The following is a 17,951-nucleotide window of genomic DNA, read 5'->3' on the forward strand; positions in this document are numbered from 1 at the left end:
GATATAAAGATGCGACACGGTAGAGCGCCGCGTGCGGGAGGTCAATCGCAGGAGAATTGCGCACCATACGTATGACGGCTCGGTGGTTCGCTAGAATTGGCGGCCGTCGTGGCACCCAGTGCGCGCGAGCCCTCCCCGAAAACCCAGCGAGATCGACCATGGACTTTGCATTCACCGAAGAACAACTGGCCATTCAGGACGTTGCCCGCCGCATCGCACAGGAGAAGATCGCGCCGAGTGCGGAACACCACGACGTGACCGGGGAGTTCCCGCTCGCGAACATCCGCACTCTCGGTGAAAACGGCCTGATGGGCATCGAGGTGCCGCACGAATACGGCGGTGGCGGCATGGACCCGATTTCCTACGTGCTGGCGATGATCGAGATCGCGCACGCCGACTGCGCCCATTCGACCATCGTCTCGGTGAACAATTCGCTGTTCTGCAATGGCATCCTGAAGTTCGGCACGGAGGCGCAGAAACAGCTGTATGTGCGCGCCATCGCCGAAGGCCGCGAGATTGGCGCGTTCGCGCTGACCGAGCCGCAGTCGGGTTCGGACGCGACCGCGATGAAGTGCCGCGCGGTGAAACAGGCCGACGGCCGCTTCGTGATCAACGGCAAGAAGAGCTGGATCACCTCGGGTCCGGTCGCGCGCTACATCGTGTTGTTCGCGATGAGTGAACCGGGCAAGGGCGCCAAGGGCATCACCGCGTTCATGGTCGACACCCAGAAGCCTGGCTTCCACCGCGGCAAGACCGAGCCCAAGCTCGGCATTCGCGCTTCGGCGACCTGCGAGATTGAGTTCACCGATTACATCGCTGAAGTCGATGAAGTGCTGGGCACCGAAGGCGAGGGCTTCAAGATCGCGATGGGTGTGCTTGACGCTGGCCGCATCGGTATCGCCTCACAAGCGGTGGGTTTGGCGCGCGCCGCGTATCAGGCGGCCGTCGCCTACGTGCGCGAGCGCAAGAGCTTCGGGCAGCCGATCGGTTCGTTCCAGATGATCCAGGCGAAGATCGCCGACATGAAGTGCCGGCTCGATGCGGCCACCATCCTGACCCTGCGGGCGGCGTGGACCAAGGGCGAGACGGACAAGAATGGCGGCCGCTTCAGCACCGAAGCGGCAGTCGCCAAGCTGACCGCGTCGGAGGCGGCGATGTTCATCACCCATCAGGCGCTGCAGATCCACGGCGGCATGGGTTACTCGAAGGAAATGCCGCTGGAGCGCTATTTCCGTGACGCCAAGATCACCGAGATCTACGAGGGCACCAGCGAGATCCAGCGCTTGGTGATCGCCCGTAACGAGACCGGGCTGCGCTGATTGGCGAGGCCGCGGCGGAAGCCGGCACTGCGGGGCCTTTTCAGGTCAACCTGTTTCCCGCGCTGTCGATTTCGCGAAATGAGCCGGCGGCGAGGTCGTGGGCCACTCGAGCATAGGCTCGATCGGCGACCAGTTTCCCCTGTCCGTTGACGAACAGGCAGCGTTCGGTCGTGGCGCTGGTCCACACCAGCTTCGCACGCTGGCAACGGCCATGGTCGTCGGGCAGTTCGAACCACCGCCCAGGCGTGAGTTGGCGAACCTGACGCAACGCATCGGTGAAACTCGGGGCGGCGAGGTGCGCTGTAGCCGGCGTTGCGGTCGTTGCTTCTGTACATGACTCGGGCTCATCTTGCGCTGCAAGTGCAGCATCGACCGAGGCCCCTTCGATCGCCCCAATCTCGGTCGCCACCTGGGCAGGTGGGGTGAGCGACAGCAGGTGTTCGCAGTGGTCGCTGAAGCCGCGCACCACGCGGTTGGCTTCATGGTCGACGATACGGGCGGAGTGCAGCGCCGAGCGCAGCGATTCGCCGATCGCGGGCAGCATCTCACGCCAGTGCGCCTGTTCGCTTCGCGCGGACTCAGGATCGAGCGCCCAGCCGATGTCCCGCACCAGCTTGCAGGCGTTGCGCCACTCAGTTGAGCTTTCGCCGCGACGTGCATGCACCGCCTGAAGGTGTCGGCGCAGCGGGCCGCGCATCACTTCGCAGATGCTCTGCGGCACGTGCGCTTGGTCGATCACGCCGCCGAGCACGGCATCCGCGGAATGTTCCGCGGCGGCGCGAAGCTCGCGCGCGCGGGTCAGTTCGGCACTGCGACGTTCGGCAATTTCCAGACGACGGCGTTCGCGAGCAAGTTCCCGTTCCTGCGTTTCGGCGGGCACCGCGTTGGCTTGTTCAGGCTCCAGCGCTGGCGTGGAGGCGGCCTCGGGGGCGGCATCCGCGCCATTCTGGGACAGCCACTCCGCCACCTGTGCCATGAGGGCGTTCAGGTCGGTGCCGGAAATTGCTGCCGCGGATGCGGCCGCAACGGCTTGGGTTGCCGCAGCAGCGGGCGGGGACGCTGGCGGCGCGGGGCCTCGTGAAACGGCGGGGGTTGCGCGCAGTTGCGGAAGCACGCCGTGCGCCAGCAATGCCGAGTTTGCGAACTCAAGCACCGGTTCCATCGCATTTGCGAGATTTCGCTCCAGTTGCTTGAGCACGAGCAGCCGGGATTCCATGCCGAGTTCGATCGGAGCGATTGCGGCGCGGCACATGTGCGCGATGGCTGCGCCGCAAAACGGGCTGGTCATGCTCTCATTGAGCCCGAGCAACACTTGCAGCCGACGCCGCACCTGATGGCGGACGCGTGATGCCACGTCCTCGCAACACGTGCCTATGCGAAGCAGTGCCAGGTCCAGCTCGAGATCCTCATCTGCGACCAAGTGAAGTTCGCCGCCCCCTCGCTTGGCGGCTTCGTTCCCGGGCAACGGCTGGCCCATGTTGCGGAATGCGTGCCGGCAGGCTGTGCGGAAACGATTGGCAGCGATGTCGCGGTCATCGCGGAGCTGTCTCTGGTCGTCGAAGTACTGCGCCTGACGCATGCCGTTGTTCGCTTGCTGCGCACGACCAAAGAGAACTTCGTCGCATGCGGACAGCGTGTCCAGCAATACAGCGACCAGAATCCGGGTAGTGCGTGTCTCGATGTCGAGGAGCACATTGGACCGAGGCTGCTGGACTGGCCCCGTGTCAAGTTCGACCCTGTCTTCCATCGCTTCGGCCCGCACTTGGATGGCGTCAGGATACCAACCGACACGAGATTGTTGTATGTCAACCGCGGCAATCGACTGACGCCACGACCCTGACCTCATGCTGGCGCCACGCTTGTTCGCACTGTCAACCGATGCGGTCCGGCGTCCTCATGCGGCGCGACTGCGTTGCGCCGTCACGAGCCTCAGCTTCACGGCTTCGAGGGCGCGCTGGAACAATGGTGCCTCTTCGATCGGCTTGAGATGTCCAAGCATCCACTCGCTGGCCAGATTCTGGAAAGTACGGTCTGCGATCATCTGACCGTTGCGGTTCACGAACAGGCAGCGTTGCGAAATGGCGCTGTTCCAGATGAGCTTTGCGCGCTGGGTTTCTCCCTTGCCATCAAGCAGTTCGACCCAGTTGCCGACCACCAGGTTGCGTACCTTGTCCAGTGCGTCGCCGTATGTGATGCCGGTTTTTGCAGCGTGCTCGATGATCTCTGCCGGCGGCATCTCGGCCTCGGCATCCACCTGCGGCGCAGGCGCATCCGGCATCGTTTCTGGGTCAATCCGGGTGAATGAATCGGGCGTTGCGCCGGGCGCCAGTTGGGTGGCTGCGACCAGGTCGCGGTAGCGATTGCGGAACTCGACAACGACACCGTCGATGTCGTTGTCGTGCATGCCTACTGCAGTGAGCGCGCCGCGCAGCGCGGTTACGATGTTCGGCAGCATCGCCTGCCAGTGCGCGCGCTCGACCGAGATCGTTTCCGGATCGAAACTCCAGACGATGTCGCGAACCAACTTCTTTGCTGACTTCCAGTCTTTCGAGTCCTCGCCGCGACGGGCATGGACCAGCTCCAGGTGCCGGCGCAGCGGGCCGTTCAGCAGAGTGCCGACGACCGGGGGAACCGGTGTCTGGTCGAGTACCTCGGCGATCGTCTGCTGGCTGGTGCGTTGCGCTGCAATCCTGCGTTCCTGCGCCTGTGCGGCCTCGGCGGAGCGCTTTTCCAGCAGCTGCGAACGCTTCTGTTCGCCGGCGATGAATGCACGCAGGTCCTGCTGCACGCGCTCAACGCCCTCCGGATCGAGTTCGCTCTCGGCGACCGCGTTGGCGACCGCACTCTTGATTTGACCGAGCACACGCCCGTCTCGATCACTGTCCGCCGACCACGAACGACCGATTTCGGCGGCGCTCTCCATCAGCGCTCGCAGCGGATGCTCGGAACCATTGAACAACTGCGCTCCGCGTAGCGCGCTGCGCAGCAGCGGCATCCGCAGTGGCGTGAGCGACTGCTGGACTTCCCTGGGCAGGGACTCGTCGCGGGCGACGAAATCGAACATCAGTGACACCAGATCGATGGCATTTTCCACGGGCTCGGCCAACGTCGAAGCGCCTGGCTGCCCATTTGGACCTGCGCTCAGCATGCCGCGAACGGCCTGCGCAAACTGGTTGCTGTCCAGAGTGCCGGGATCGCGCAACTGGCTCAGTTTCTTGTCGGCGGCGGTTGCATCGACTTCAGGCGCTTGGCCATCGCTGCTGGGTTGGCGCGGTCGTGAAGCGGTCAGAAGGCGGGTAATCTCGCTGGCGAGAGCGCCCAGATCGATTTGCGGTGCCGCCGCGAGCTGTGGCGCCGGCACAGCCGGGGCTTCTGCCGCTGGACGCGTCGGTTCACTGGCCCGTCGCGCATAGGTGAGCTTGATCTCGGGCAGTACGCCGGCCTCGTACAGCAGCTTGTTTCCATCCTGAACCGCATCTGTGCTGCCATCGGCAACACCGCGTTCGATGCGCTTCAGCAGCACCAGCCGCGATCCGATTCCGATGGGCAAGCTGGCGACCGCCACTTTCACGAACTCGGCGATCATGGCGCCGGACAGCGGCATCAGGGTGTCGGCTTCGGCACGGCGGAATAGGTGCTGCAGCCGTCGGGTGAGTTCCAGGCGCGGTCGCGTCGCGCTCTCGTCGCATCGTGCGGCAATGCGCGACAACGCGAGCGAGAGCTCGAGTTCACCCTCGTCGACCAGGCTGAGCTCGGCTTCGGTTGCTTCGGCTGGGTTGCTGGCCTTCAGCAGCTGTCGACCGTTGCCATAGAGCGTGAAGGCGCTTCGCAGCGCACCGTCGAAACGTTCGGCGGCGCCATCACGAGTGCGTCGCAGCGCGCGCACGTCGTCGAAATATTGCTGCCTGAGGTTGCCGTCGGGTGCCTTCTCCGACATCTCGAACAGCACGTCGTCGATCTCGGAGAAAGCGCGCACCACCGCCGGTGTCAACTGCGACGAGGCAAGGTCGCGCAGGCTTGCCAGCAACTTGAGCGCGGCGCTCGCCGCGTCGGAGCTCGCGTTCCCGGCATCGGAGAGTGGGCGACGCGCGTTGATGTCGACGATGTTGGCGCTGCTCATGGACGTGCCCCGATTCCTAGGCGCAACTTTAATCCGCTGGTCGCCGGAAAGTGTGCGGTCATTCACAAATTCGGCAAACTCTGACGCGCCGCGTCAGTGTCACAAACGACAACAATTTCAGGGGTTTGCGACCAAAGGTTGCCCGGAGTGACAAGCTTGGTGAGCATTCGCTTTCAAACGCTTGTTTCTCTGGCTCTGGTTTCGCGCCAGCCGCTATCCTTCGCGCCCCTTGCAGGTCATATGGTTGTGAACGTCATGCCCGAGAAAAATGCGCTGGTCGACGCGATCGTCGCCGGATTGAAATCGGAGTTCAGCGCCGCCCGCCTGGGTGTGGCGGAGACGTTCGCGACGCTGCTGCTGCGGCGAGTTCCGGATGAGGACATGGCGGCTCGTGAGGTCGCTGACTGGGCCGGCCTGGTACGCGATGCGCTCGACTTCATCCAGGTGCGCAGCGGCGATCGGGAGGCGGTGCGCGTGTACAACCCGAGTCGCGCGGAACACGGCTGGGAGTCGACGCATACCGTGGTCCAGGTGCTCACCGACGACATGCCGTTCCTGGTCGATTCGGTGACCATGGCAATCGCTGGCTGCGACAACCTCGTGCACGCGGTGATGCATCCGGTGCTGCAGGTGGACCGTGACGCGGGTGGTCACGTGCTCGGCATGCACGAAGAGGCCGCTTCCGGCGCGCGTGGGCGCATCGAGTCGTTCATGCATTTCGAGATCGACCGTCGCGCCGACCCCGAGGAAATGGCGCGCGTGTCCGAGACCGTGCTGTTGGCCTTGCACGACGTACGCGCCTGCGTGCGCGACTGGTCGGCGATGCGCGCGCGCATGCACACCATCGCCGGAGAACTGGCTTCGCGGCGACTGCCGGTGGACGCCGAGGCGCGCGCCGAGTTGCAGGAGTTCCTGCGCTGGGCGGCAGACGACCATTTCACCTTCCTCGGTTATCGCGAGTACCGCACGGTACGCGACAGCGGTGAGGGCATGTTGCTCACGGTCGAAGGTTCCGGTCTCGGCATCCTGCGCGATGCCGAAGCCAAGACGCGTCCGCTGAAATCACTGTCGGCGCGCGATGTACCGGCCAGCGAGGGCGGCAAGGTCGTGATTCTGACCAAGACCAATGCGCGCTCGAACGTGCATCGTCCCGGCTACATGGACTACATCGGCATCCTCAGCTTCGACGAGCAGGGAGTCCCGGTTTCCGAGGAGCGCTTCCTCGGCCTGTTCACCTCGTCGGCTTATACCGCTCGGCCGTGGGATATCCCGCTAGTGCGCAAGAAATACGAGTCGGTGATGCGCGACTCCGGGCTCAAGCCGGCCGGGCACAGCGGCAAGGCCTTGCGCCACATTCTTGAAACCCTGCCGCGCGACGAGATGCTGCAGGCCGCCACTGGTGAACTGTTCGATACCGCGATGGCGGTGCTGGCGCTGCAGGAGCGAGCACGCACGCGCCTGTTCCTGCGCCGCGACGTCTACGGGCGATTCTATTCCTGTCTTGTGTTCCTGCCGCGTGACCGCTTCACGCAAACCGTGCGCGAGGGCGTCGAAGTACTGCTGCGCGAGGCGCTCTGCGGCGAACGCGTGGACTCCACCGCGCACGTCGGCGATGAAGTGCTGGCGCGCCTGCATCTGACCGTGCGCCCGAAGGCCGGCGCCCATGTTGAAGTCGATGCCGCTCAGCTGGAGGCGCGCATCGCCCAGATCGTGCGCAACTGGTACGACGAGTTGCGTGACCTGCTGGTGGCGCGACATGGCGAGGAGCGCGGCCTGAAGCTCGCCGCCAAGTACGGCAAGGCCCTGCCGGGGGGATACATCGAGGCCAGTTCCACCGAGGTTGCTGCAGCCGACGTCGACACTTGTGCGTCGCTGAAGAGTTCGGACGACTTGCGTCTGGGGCTTTACCATGCGCCCGGCGACGACAGTCGCCTGCGCCTGAAGCTGTTCCGCTTCGGTGCCCCGATCGCGCTCTCGGAAGCGCTGCCGATGATGGAGAACATGGGACTGCGCGTGCTCTCCGAGCACCCTTACGAAATGGCGTTGACCGGTGGCGCGCGCATCTTCATCCAGGATTTCGAGGTGCAGTCGCAGGCAGCCGGTATCGCCGTCGATCCAGCCGTGGTGCGCGAGGCGTTCCAGGCCGCGTTCGAGCGCACCTGGCGCGGCGAGGTCGAGAGCGACGGCTTCAACCGGCTGATCCTGTCGGCGCAGATGGACTGGCGCCAGGTTGCGATGTTGCGCGGATACTGCAAGTACCTGCTGCAGACCGGCGTGCCGTTCTCGCAGGCCTATATGGAAGAAGCGCTGAACCGTTACCCGCACATCGCTCGGCAACTCGCCGAACTGTTCGAAGCGCGCTTCGATCCGGCACGCACCGATCGCACGGTGCAGATGGATGCCGCTTCGAAAGCGCTGAAGCTGATGCTCGACAGCGTCGCCAGCCTCGACGACGACCGCATCCTGCGCAGCTTCATCAGCGTGATCCAGGCCACGTTGCGCACCAACTACTACCAGCTCAAGCACGACAAGGCGCGCGACTACCTGTGCTTCAAGTTCGATCCGGCCAAGCTGCCGGATCTGCCCAAGCCGCGCCCGTATCGCGAGATCTTCGTGTACTCGGCGCGTGTCGAGGGGGTGCATTTGCGCTTCGGACCGGTGGCCCGTGGCGGGCTGCGCTGGTCGGACCGGCGCGAAGACTTCCGTACCGAGGTGCTGGGTCTGGTCAAGGCGCAGATGGTCAAGAACACGGTGATTGTGCCGGTCGGCGCCAAGGGCGGTTTTTTCGTCAAGAAGCCGCCGATCGGCGGCGACCGCGACGCCCAGCTCGCCGAAGGCATCGCCTGCTACCGCATCTTCATCAATGCATTGCTCGACATCACCGACAACTTCGTCGAAGGCAAACTGGCCCATCCGCAGCTGGTGGTGCGCCATGATGGCGACGATCCTTATCTGGTGGTCGCGGCCGACAAGGGCACCGCGACGTTCTCCGACATCGCCAACTCGATTTCGCTCGAGCACGACTTCTGGCTCGGCGATGCGTTCGCATCGGGCGGCTCGGTCGGCTACGACCACAAGGGCATGGGCATCACCGCCAAGGGCGGATGGGAGTCGGTCAAGCGTCACTTCCGTGCGCTCGGTGCCGATTCGCAGTCGCAGGACTTCACTTGCGTCGGCGTCGGCGACATGTCCGGCGACGTGTTCGGCAACGGCATGCTGCTGTCCGAGCACATTCGGCTGCTCGCCGCGTTCGATCATCGCCACATCTTCCTCGACCCGAATCCGGATGCCGCAGTCTCGTTCAAGGAGCGGGCGCGCCTGTTCACGGTGCCGCGTTCGAGCTGGGACGACTACGACAAGTCGCTGCTCTCGCATGGTGGCGGCGTGTTCCCGCGCGCGGCCAAGACCATCGCAATTTCGCCTGAGGTACGCGTTGCTCTCGGTCTCGACGAAAGCGTCGAGTCGATGACGCCGAACGAGCTGATGACCGCGATCCTGAAAGCGCCGGTCGATCTGCTCTGGAATGGCGGCATCGGCACCTACGTGAAGTCCTCGGCCGAGACCCACGCCGACTGCGGCGACCGCGCCAACAACGCCATCCGCGTCAATGGCCGCGACCTGCGCGCGAAGATCGTAGGCGAGGGCGGCAATCTGGGCATGACCCAGAAGGGTCGCGTCGAGGCGGCGTTGAACGGGGTGTTGCTGAACACCGACTTCATCGACAATTCGGCGGGTGTGGACACCTCGGATCACGAGGTCAACATCAAAATCCTGCTCAACGAAATCGTCGCCGGCGGTGCGCTGACGATGCCGGCGCGCAACGAGTTGTTGGCGGCGATGACCGACGAAGTCGGCGTGCTGGTGCTGCGCGACAACTACCTGCAGAACCAGGCGATCAGCGTCATGGAGCGCATGAGCGTGTCGCGCCTCGGCTCGAAGCAGCACTTCATTCGTACGCTTGAGTCGAAGGGGCTGCTCGATCGCCAGCTCGAGTTCCTGCCCTCGGATGCCGAGTTCACCGAGCGCAAGGCGCGCGGCCTCGGATTGACCCGCCCTGAACTCTCGGTGCTGCTCTCCTACGCCAAGATCGTGCTGTTCAACCAGCTGCTGGAATCCGACGTGCCGGAAGATCCGTTCCTGTCGGCGGAGCTGGTGCGTTACTTCCCGAAGCCGCTGCAGAGCCGCTACGCGAACGAAATGCAGGGGCATCGCCTGAAGCGCGAGATCATCGCCACTGCGGTGACGAATTCGATCGTCAACCGCATGGGTGCGACCTTCGTCATGCGCATGCAGGAAGACACCGGCGAGACGCCGGCGCAGATCGCCAAGGCCTATGCCATCGCCCGTGAACTGCTCGACTCGCGCAGCATCTGGGCGGCGATCGAGGCACTGGATGGCAAGGTGCATGGCGATGCGCAGATCGACGCGATGCTGCAAGTGTGGAGCCTGATCCGCAACCTGACGCGCTGGCTGCTCAACCTGCCGGGTGAGCGGCTCGATATCGCCGGTGCGGTCGCGCGCTACGGGACCGCATTCAAGGAACTGCGCGACGGTCTCGCCGATGTGTTCGCCGACACCGATCGGCAAATCGCGAAGCAGGGACGCGAGCGCTGGATCAATGCCGGCTTCGACGAGGCGCTGGCCAACAGGCTGTCGGGTCTGCCGGCGTTGGCCTCCGGGCTCGATGTTGTCGAGGTGGCGCTGGAGCGAAAATTGCCTTTGAAGCAGGTCGCCAAGGTCTACTTCAGCCTTGGCGAGGCGCTGCACTTGAAATGGCTGATGCAGAAGATCGATGAGTTGCCGGTGGAAGGTCGTTGGCATGCGCATGCGCGCGGCGTGTCGCGCGACGAGCTGTTCGCGCAGCAGCGCGCACTCGCTGCGCAGGTGCTGGAACGCGGTGATGGCCGCAGCGACGGCGCGGCACTGGTGCAGACCTGGATCCAGCGCGATGACGCGCCGCTCAAGTTCACGCTGGCGATGTTCTCCGACATGCGCGCACAGGTGAACATGGATTACCCGACCGTCTCGGTCGCGGTGCGGCGGTTGGCACAGCTGGTGCAGGCGGGCACGCGCGCGTAGAGGGTGGCGGGCGCGTTCTGCCTCAGCGCGGCGACGGATCGAGGACGCGTACTTCGATCGCGTCGTACGAGCCGTTGCCGGCGAGCGCCAATATGCGCTGTGTGCCGCTCTCGACGAAGCGGTGCTCGATCGGCTCGGCCGCAGGGCTTACGGCAATCAGCTTGCCGTTGAGCAGCCAGTGCACATCGCCTTCAGCGCCGAGTGCGCGCAGGCGGGCGGCGGGGGGATCGCTGACACCGGGCGGGCGGCGCAATACGGCGCCATGGATCAAACCATCGATGTGCAGGCGGCGGGCGATCTGGCGTTGCGCGTCGCGACATTCGGGGGCGAACACGGGAGCACTGGCGGCGTTGCGTTCGCGTCGCGACAGCCAAGGCTCGGCGAGCAGCGGCCAGTGCGCAATCGTGGTCGCGGTCGATGCCGATTCCGAACACGCGGGCAGGATGCGTTCACCGCGCGCGTTCACCTGCACGACTTCACGCAAGGACTCACTGGCCGCGCTGCCACGCGCCGGCAGCGTCGGCGGGATGCGGCCATCGAGGATCCAGGCTTCGCGCTTGCGATGGCACAGCGTCGGTTCGGCAGCATCGAAAGCCTCGCCGAGCGGCCAGCAGATCTCCGTCTTCGACACCGACTTCGGCTGCGTGTCGAAACTCGCGGCGCCATGCACCCGCGGCAGGCGGTCGGTAACCGCAAGCAACAAGGGCAGCGCCGTTGCCGCACCGTACTGGCCGGGAATCGGTGTGCCGTCGGGCCGACCGACCCAGACCCCGACCGTGTAATGCGGCGTCACGCCGATCGCCCAGGCATCGCGGAAGCCGTAACTGGTGCCGGTCTTCCAGGCGATGCGCGTGCGCCGACCGGTGTCGATCAGCCCCGCGGGATCACCGGGACGACCATGGTCTTCGAGCATGCGGCGCACGACCCAGGCGGCACCTGCGCTGACGATACGACGATCCTCACGTGTGCTCTCGCGCTGGAAGCGCACCGGGCCGGCGAGTCCGCCATTGCCGAACGCCGCATACGCGCCGACCAGTTCATCCAGCGAGGTCGCCGTGCCGCCGAGTGCCATGGTCAGGTTCGGTTTGGCGCCGAGCGGCAGATCGAGCTTCACGCCGACATGGCGCAGACGCGCAGCGAATGCGTTCGGCGTGACGCGTTCCAGCACGTCGACTGCCGGCACGTTCAAAGAAAGGCGAAGCGCCTCCGCGACCGACACCGGGCCGTTGAAATCGTCGCCGAAATTGGCGGGACGATAACCGGCGAAATCCTGCGGCGCGTCGACCAGCAGGCTCTCGGAATGGATCAGACCCTCGTCGAGCGCGAGCGCGTACAGGAACGGCTTTAGCGTCGAACCCGGCGAGCGCCGCGCCGCGACCATGTCGACATGGCCGTGGCGGGCTTCATCAGCGAAGGTGGCCGAACCGACGTAGGCGAGCACCTCGCGCTCGACATTGTCGATCACGATCGCCGCGGCCGAGGTCTTGTCGGGTAGGCGCGAGATCCAGCTACCGATGCGCTCCTCGAGCGCGCGCTGCGCCTGCGCATCGATGGTGCTGGCGATCACCCGCTGCTGCGGATGTTCGCGGCGCATGCGTTCGGCGAACAGCGCGGCCAGCATCGGCGCGCGCAGGCGGCGCGCGACCACGTTCTCATCACGCGCCTCATCGATCACTGCCGCCGGCCAATCGCCGAACTCGGCCAGCCGCGCCAGCACCTTGTCGCGCGCGATGCGTGCACGCTCGGGATGACGGTCGGGACGGTTGCGGCTCGGCGACTGCGGTAGCACCGCGAGCAGGGCCGCTTCCGAATGCGAGAGTTGTGCGGAAGGCTTGCCGAGATACGCGAACGACGCCGCCTGCACGCCCTCGATGCTGCCGCCGAATGGCGCCAGGTTCAGATACAGCGTCAGGATGTCGCGCTTGCTGAGGCGGATCTCGAGCTGCACGGCGCGGATCATCTGCCTTACCTTGCCGAAGCCTGAGTGCGGGATCGGCTCGATCAGGCGCGCGACCTGCATGGTCAGGGTCGAACCGCCGGAGACGATGCGCCCATGCCAGGCGGCCTGCGCGACCGCGCGAGCGAACGCGAACGGATTGACCCCGGGGTGATGCCAGAACCAGCGGTCCTCGTAGCCGAGCAGGGCCTCGAGGTAACGCGGCGAGACCTGCTCGATCGTGACTGGATATCGCCACACGCCCTGCGCATTCGCGAACGCGCGCAAGGGCGTGCCGTCACGCGCCAGCACGAGGGTCGCGCTGTCGTCGGCGATGTCCGGAATCGGCGGCGGGAACAGGCGATCGAGCAGCACGATCAGCGCGAGCGCGACGAGCGTGTTGCGGAGCTTCCTGTAGGAGGGCCACTTGTGGCCCGATGCTCTCGCTCTGGCATGCGAAGAGAGCCAGAGCATCGGGCCACAAGTGGCCCTCCTACATGGGCGAATCATTCCGGCGACACCACCCTGATCGTCGCCGGCACCGCCTCGCCGATACCGCGCAGGGTCGGGCGATACATGTCCTCGACGAGGGATGACGGCACCTTGTACGTGCCCGGCGACACCGCGCGCACGGCATAGAACAGGCGTGCCTTGGAGCCGTCGTAGAGCTTGATCGCGGCGACGTAGCGGTCCTCGCGGTATTCCTCGAACGCGATCTCGGCTTCCGATCCGCGCTCCGACAAGGTCACGCCGTCAATGGTCACACTGGACCACTGGCTCTGGTCGCCGAGATTGAAGTTCTCGATCTCCAGCCCCCCGGGCAGCAGGTCGACGATCAACGCGTCCTTCATCATCTCGTCCGATTCGACCGTGACCATCGCGACCAGCGAATCACCCTCGGTCAGCGGCTTGCCGTCGTACTTCGTGCCATCCAGACGGTAGTAGTCGCGACGCACGGCGACGCCATTGCTGCTCTGCTTGGGCGCGCTGCTCGGGTAGCCGACCACGTCCTCGGTCAGGTAGATCGGACCATCGCCACGCACGTCGAGCTTCACGCCGGCGGCCAGATCGGGTGCGGTGAAGCTGCGCGCGATCTGGGCGGTCGGCGCGAACGGTTCGTTGAGTTCACCGGCGAAGACATCTCCCTCGATCTTGCGGTCGGGATCGTTCAGCAGTGCACGGCCGAGGCGGAACAGCGCGATCTGTTCCTGGGTGCTGAAGTAGAAGCGGCCGTCCCAGACATTGCGTCCGGTGATCTCGCGCGCCATCGCGAACACCTTGGCGTCGTAGGCAGGCTGCGCCAGCCCGGCTTCGTGGGTGAGCGCGACCATCAGCGCCAGATCGCGCAGGTCGGTGCCGTAGTCGCCGATCCAGGCCGGGCGCTTGAACTCGCGCGTGAACGCTTCCTCGATCGCCTTCTCGCCGCGATCCTTGTCGCCCTGCAGGACCAGCGCGACGCCGAGGTGCACCAGCGGCAGCGGCGCGATCAGCTTGCTGCGCTCGTTGTCGTACAGCGCGCGCAGGGTACCGAGTGGCGCACGCTTCTGGCGCGCGAGCACGTAGCCGGCATGCATCATCTCGGCTAGGCGCAGATGCTCGGAGTACTCGTAGTCGTAATGCGGATTGCCGCCGGCGAGCAGGTCGTCCTCGAGGCGCTTCAGGGTGCGGTCGAGCAGGGTGGCCGGCGGTTCGAAGCCGGCGTCCTTGGCGGCGACCAGCATCTCCGCGACATAGGGCGTGATCGTCGAGACGATGTAGTCGCCTTCCGGCCACATGTTGAAGTGGCCGTTCTCGACCTGCATCGAGGCCAGGCGCGAGAACGCGACGGTCATGCGTTCGGCGCGTTCCTTCTGCGTCAGCGGGCTGACCGCAAACTGCTTCGCGGTGGCTTCATCGAGATAGACGAGCGGGAACGCCTTGCTGGTGGTCTGCTCGACGCAGCCGTAGGGGTACCCGATCAGGTCGGCGACCACCGAGCCGAACGGCAGTGGCGGCAGCGTGCCGAGCGTCACCCGCGACACCGTCGACTCGCTGACCAGGCCGCTGCGCAGCGATGGAGCAGGCGTGATCGTCGGATTCGCGCCGAGCACCTCGACGCGCGCGCGGCGTTCGACCGGATAGGCCGGGCGCACCGCAAATTCGATGCTGCGGTCGACGCGGATGTCCTTGCCGCGCACTTCGATCCTGACCTTGGCGACGCCGAATTTCTCGCGCGCGCTGAGCGGGAAGTTCAGCGTGGTGCGGTCGCCGTCGGCGAGCTTGACGTTGCGCTTGCCGTTGCCGACCTGGATGTAGTCGCCGCCATCGACCAGCACTTCGTAGCTGCCTTCGGCGCCGCTGAGGTTGTCGAGATCGAGCGCCAGTTCGGCGCTGTCGCCGCTGGCCATCGCACGCGGTGCGCTGGCTTCGACCACGAGTGGTGCCTGCACGATGATCTCGCGCTCGCCGGCGCCGTACTGGCTCTCGCCGAACGCGACCGCGGCCAGGCGCAGGGTGCCGTTGAAGTCCGGCAGCTTGAGCGCGATCGCGGCATTACCCTGCGCATCGAGCGCGACCGGGGCATTGAACAGGTCGATGGTCTGCACCTTCACGTTCGGGCGCTTGGCCTGCGGCAGGCCGAGCAGCGCGGCGTCGCCACCGTAGCGCAGGCGCGCTTGCAGGCCGTCGAGCGATTCGATGATGCGGCCGAACAGGTCGTAGGCATTGATGCCGTGGCGACGCGGCGAGAAGAACCACGCGATCGGGTCCGGCAGCGGGAACTGGGTGAGGTTGAGGATGCCGACGTCGGTCGCCGACATCGTGACCTGCGCGGTCTTGCCGGCGAGTGCCGGCGCGGCCAGCTTGACCTCGATCGATTGGTCCGGGCGCGCCTTGTCCGGCGCAGACACGCTGACCTCGACCTTGCGGCTCTTGCGATCAAGCGGCAGGTGGATCACGCCGACGGCGCGATTGGGCGTGATCTTCTCGGCTGAGGAACCGGGGCGGAACACCAGCGCGGTGATGTACAGGTCGTGGCGGTCCCATTCTTTCGCGACAGGAATGTCGAGCGTGGTCTCGCCGCGCACGTCGATGCGTTGCTGCCACAGCAACTGGTCGCTCTCGACCAGGATCAGCGCGCTGCCGGCATGCGGCGGCTTGATCGCGATCTTCGCGGTGTCGCCGGGCGCATAGGCGGCCTTGTCGAGCGCGAGCTTGACCTTGTCCGGGCGACTGCCGCGGTCCTGGCCTTCGTTGTACCAGTTCCAGCCCGCAGTGAAGGGCAGGCGCGTGGTCAGCTGGGTGGCGGGATCGAAGATTTCGAGGCGGTAGCCGCCCCAATCGACGCGGGCGTCGTAACGCAAGCGGCTTCCCGCAGCCACATCGATACTGCGTTCCTCGACGGTTTCGAAGCGCGACAGATAATCGCTCTGCCAACCGCTGCCCGAGACCCAGCGCCAGTTGTAGTTGCGGATCTCGCGCAGCAGCTTGAGCTTGAGCCCGGCGCCGGCGAGCAGGTCGCCGTTGGGATTGCTGCGCACGATCTCGAAACCGGCGTTGTCGCCGGGATCGGCACCGTCGGCCAGGTCGAACAGCGGCCGCGCACCGACCAGTTCGCTCGCCGGCCATATGGTGCGCTTGAGCGGACGAGTGACGGCACGGCCGCCACTCTCGAACAGGGAACCGACCACGATCACCTGCAGCGGCCCGGTCGGCGCCTTGGCCTCGTCGATCGCGATCTCGGCTTCGAGCAGACCCTCTTCGTCGAGCACGTCGTCGAGTGCCTCGCGCGGTTCCTTCGGCAGCTCGGCGAGCGGGTCGCCGAAATGGAAATCCTTGAGTGCCGCGACCGGATGCACGTCGGCCTGCACCGACACGCGTGCGGTGAAGCGGTTGCCCGCGGCCGGTGCGCCGTACAGCCAGTCGCCATCGACCTTGAGTTGCAGCGCTTCGCCGGCCGTCAGCGTCGGCTGCGCATCGAGCACCAGCTTCATGCGTTCGGGAAGGAACTCCTCGACGCGCACCGGATAGCTGACCGGATTGAGCATGCCCGGGTCAGTACTGAAGTCGACGCTCCATTTGCCGGTCGGCACGTCGCCATCGAGCACGCGTTCGTAACGCACGTAGTTCAGTGCGCCAGGATCAAGTTGGGTGCGGGCGAGTTCACGGCCATCGGGCTGGCGCAGCGACACGAACAGCGGCTGCTTCGCGACCATGCGACCGTCGAAGTCGCGCAGGATCGCATTCACGCCGATCATTTCGCCGGGCCGATAGAGATCGCGGCCCGACCACGGGAACACGTCGAGCGGCAACTGCGAGCGGCCGGCGATCGCGAACTCGGACAGGTCCAGTGCCGGGGTGTTGAAGCTGAGCAGGGCATGGTCGTTGCCCCAGTTCGCGACCAGGGTATCGGCGGCGCTGAGCGTGTAGGCGATCATGGCCAGGCCGTGGTCGTCGCTGGCCGCGGACACGAGGGTCTGGCCCTTGCGGTCGCGGATCTCTATTGCGACGTTCGGTTTGGCTTCACCGGTCTCGAGCGAGGTCGTGTGCACCAGCAGCTTGTCGGCGTAGGCGCGCACGTGCAGGCCGATGTCGCTGACGAAGAACATCGCGGTGTCGTATTCGCCGCGATAGCTGCCGGCCTTCTTCAGCACGGCGTAGTACAGGCCGGGGGCCTTCATTTCGTCGATGTCGCGGATCGGCAGGTAGCTGACGCTGCGCTCGTTGCGTTTCAGTTCCAGCGCGAAGCGGTTCGCATAGACCGACTCGCCGTACTTGGTCAGCTGGTCGACCGACCAGTTCCAGCGCGTGCCGTTCTTCTGGAACTCGTCGATGAACGGACGCACCTGCTGTTCGCGGATGCGGAAGAACTCGACATCGGCCTCGGCGACGTTGACCGAGACGATCGGCAGCCCGCGCGATTCGTGCTGGGGCAGGATGTGGCCATGGCTGGCAAAGCCGATCACCGGCTCCTGTTCGCCGGCATAGACCTCGTGGGTCTGGTCCTTGCCGAGCGAGCGGCCGTCGGTCGCCATCAGGCCGCCCCTGATCGTCACGACATAGGTCTTGTCGGCCTCGAGATACGGGAAGCGCAGCTTCTGGCCGTCCTCGAGCATCCAGCTGCCGTCCGGCTTGGCGCCGTCCTTGAGCGTGATCGCGATCAGCTCATCGAAGGCCTGCTGCGACACCAATGGCTGCGAGAACGGCAGCACGATCGAGGCGCGACCGTCGTAGGACTCGCCGATTGGCGTGTCCAATGCGAAATCCTTGCGTGCCGCAGCTGCCGCCGTGGCCTCGCTCTGCTGTACCTGCGGTGGCGCGCCGCTGTCGCGACCTCCGCAAGCAGCCAGTCCGAACAGCAGTGCCAGTGTCCATCCCGACCATCGCGCCATACGCATGTGTTGTTCCCGCAAGTTCGCGCGCGAGACCCGTTCCCGCGGCGTGGCGGAAGTATGCCGCGCGGGTGTTGCCGCGTGTTGCGCAATGAGCCCTTGCGCGGCCCGGACTCGGCCCGCTTCGG

Annotated in this window: 6 protein-coding genes; 2 read left to right on the top strand and 4 right to left on the bottom strand. The window is 65.6% G+C overall.

The genetic code is table 11. The annotated features are described in order from the left end of the window. Positions 1-158 precede the first annotated feature (158 nt). The gene (locus IPG63_14620; protein ID MBK6728445.1) at positions 159-1,319 is read left to right on the top strand and encodes an acyl-CoA dehydrogenase family protein; all 1,161 of its coding nucleotides are present in this window, start codon (positions 159-161) and stop codon (positions 1,317-1,319) included. A 40-nt stretch (positions 1,320-1,359) separates the two neighbouring features. Here the strand turns inward: IPG63_14620 and IPG63_14625 are convergent, their stop codons facing one another. Both IPG63_14625 and IPG63_14630 read right to left on the bottom strand, forming a co-directional pair. Then, positions 1,360-3,012 carry a DUF1631 family protein gene (locus IPG63_14625; protein ID MBK6728446.1) on the bottom strand — a complete coding sequence of 551 codons (1,653 nt, stop codon included), beginning with the start codon at positions 3,010-3,012 and terminating at the stop codon, positions 1,360-1,362. 201 nt (positions 3,013-3,213) lie between these two features. After that, entirely contained in the window at positions 3,214-5,439 is a 2,226-nt protein-coding gene (locus IPG63_14630) for a DUF1631 family protein (protein MBK6728447.1), read from the bottom strand. A gap of 240 nt (positions 5,440-5,679) precedes the next feature. On the opposite strand from IPG63_14630, the gene IPG63_14635 reads away from it, so the two are divergent. Continuing rightward, positions 5,680-10,518: an NAD-glutamate dehydrogenase gene (locus IPG63_14635; GenBank protein MBK6728448.1), complete on the top strand. Its 4,839-nt coding sequence runs from the start codon at positions 5,680-5,682 to the stop codon at positions 10,516-10,518. A gap of 22 nt (positions 10,519-10,540) precedes the next feature. Here the strand turns inward: IPG63_14635 and pbpC are convergent, their stop codons facing one another. Then, complete coding sequence (pbpC, locus tag IPG63_14640) at positions 10,541-12,928, bottom strand: penicillin-binding protein 1C (GenBank protein ID MBK6728449.1); 2,388 nt, start codon at positions 12,926-12,928, stop codon at positions 10,541-10,543. Positions 12,929-12,960: 32 nt separating this feature from the next. Then, entirely contained in the window at positions 12,961-17,829 is a 4,869-nt protein-coding gene (locus IPG63_14645) for an alpha-2-macroglobulin family protein (protein MBK6728450.1), read from the bottom strand. Positions 17,830-17,951: the final 122 nt, after the last annotated feature.

It is taken from the genome of Lysobacterales bacterium (genome assembly GCA_016703225.1).
In the GTDB taxonomy this organism is placed as follows: Bacteria; Pseudomonadota; Gammaproteobacteria; order Xanthomonadales; family Ahniellaceae; genus JADKHK01.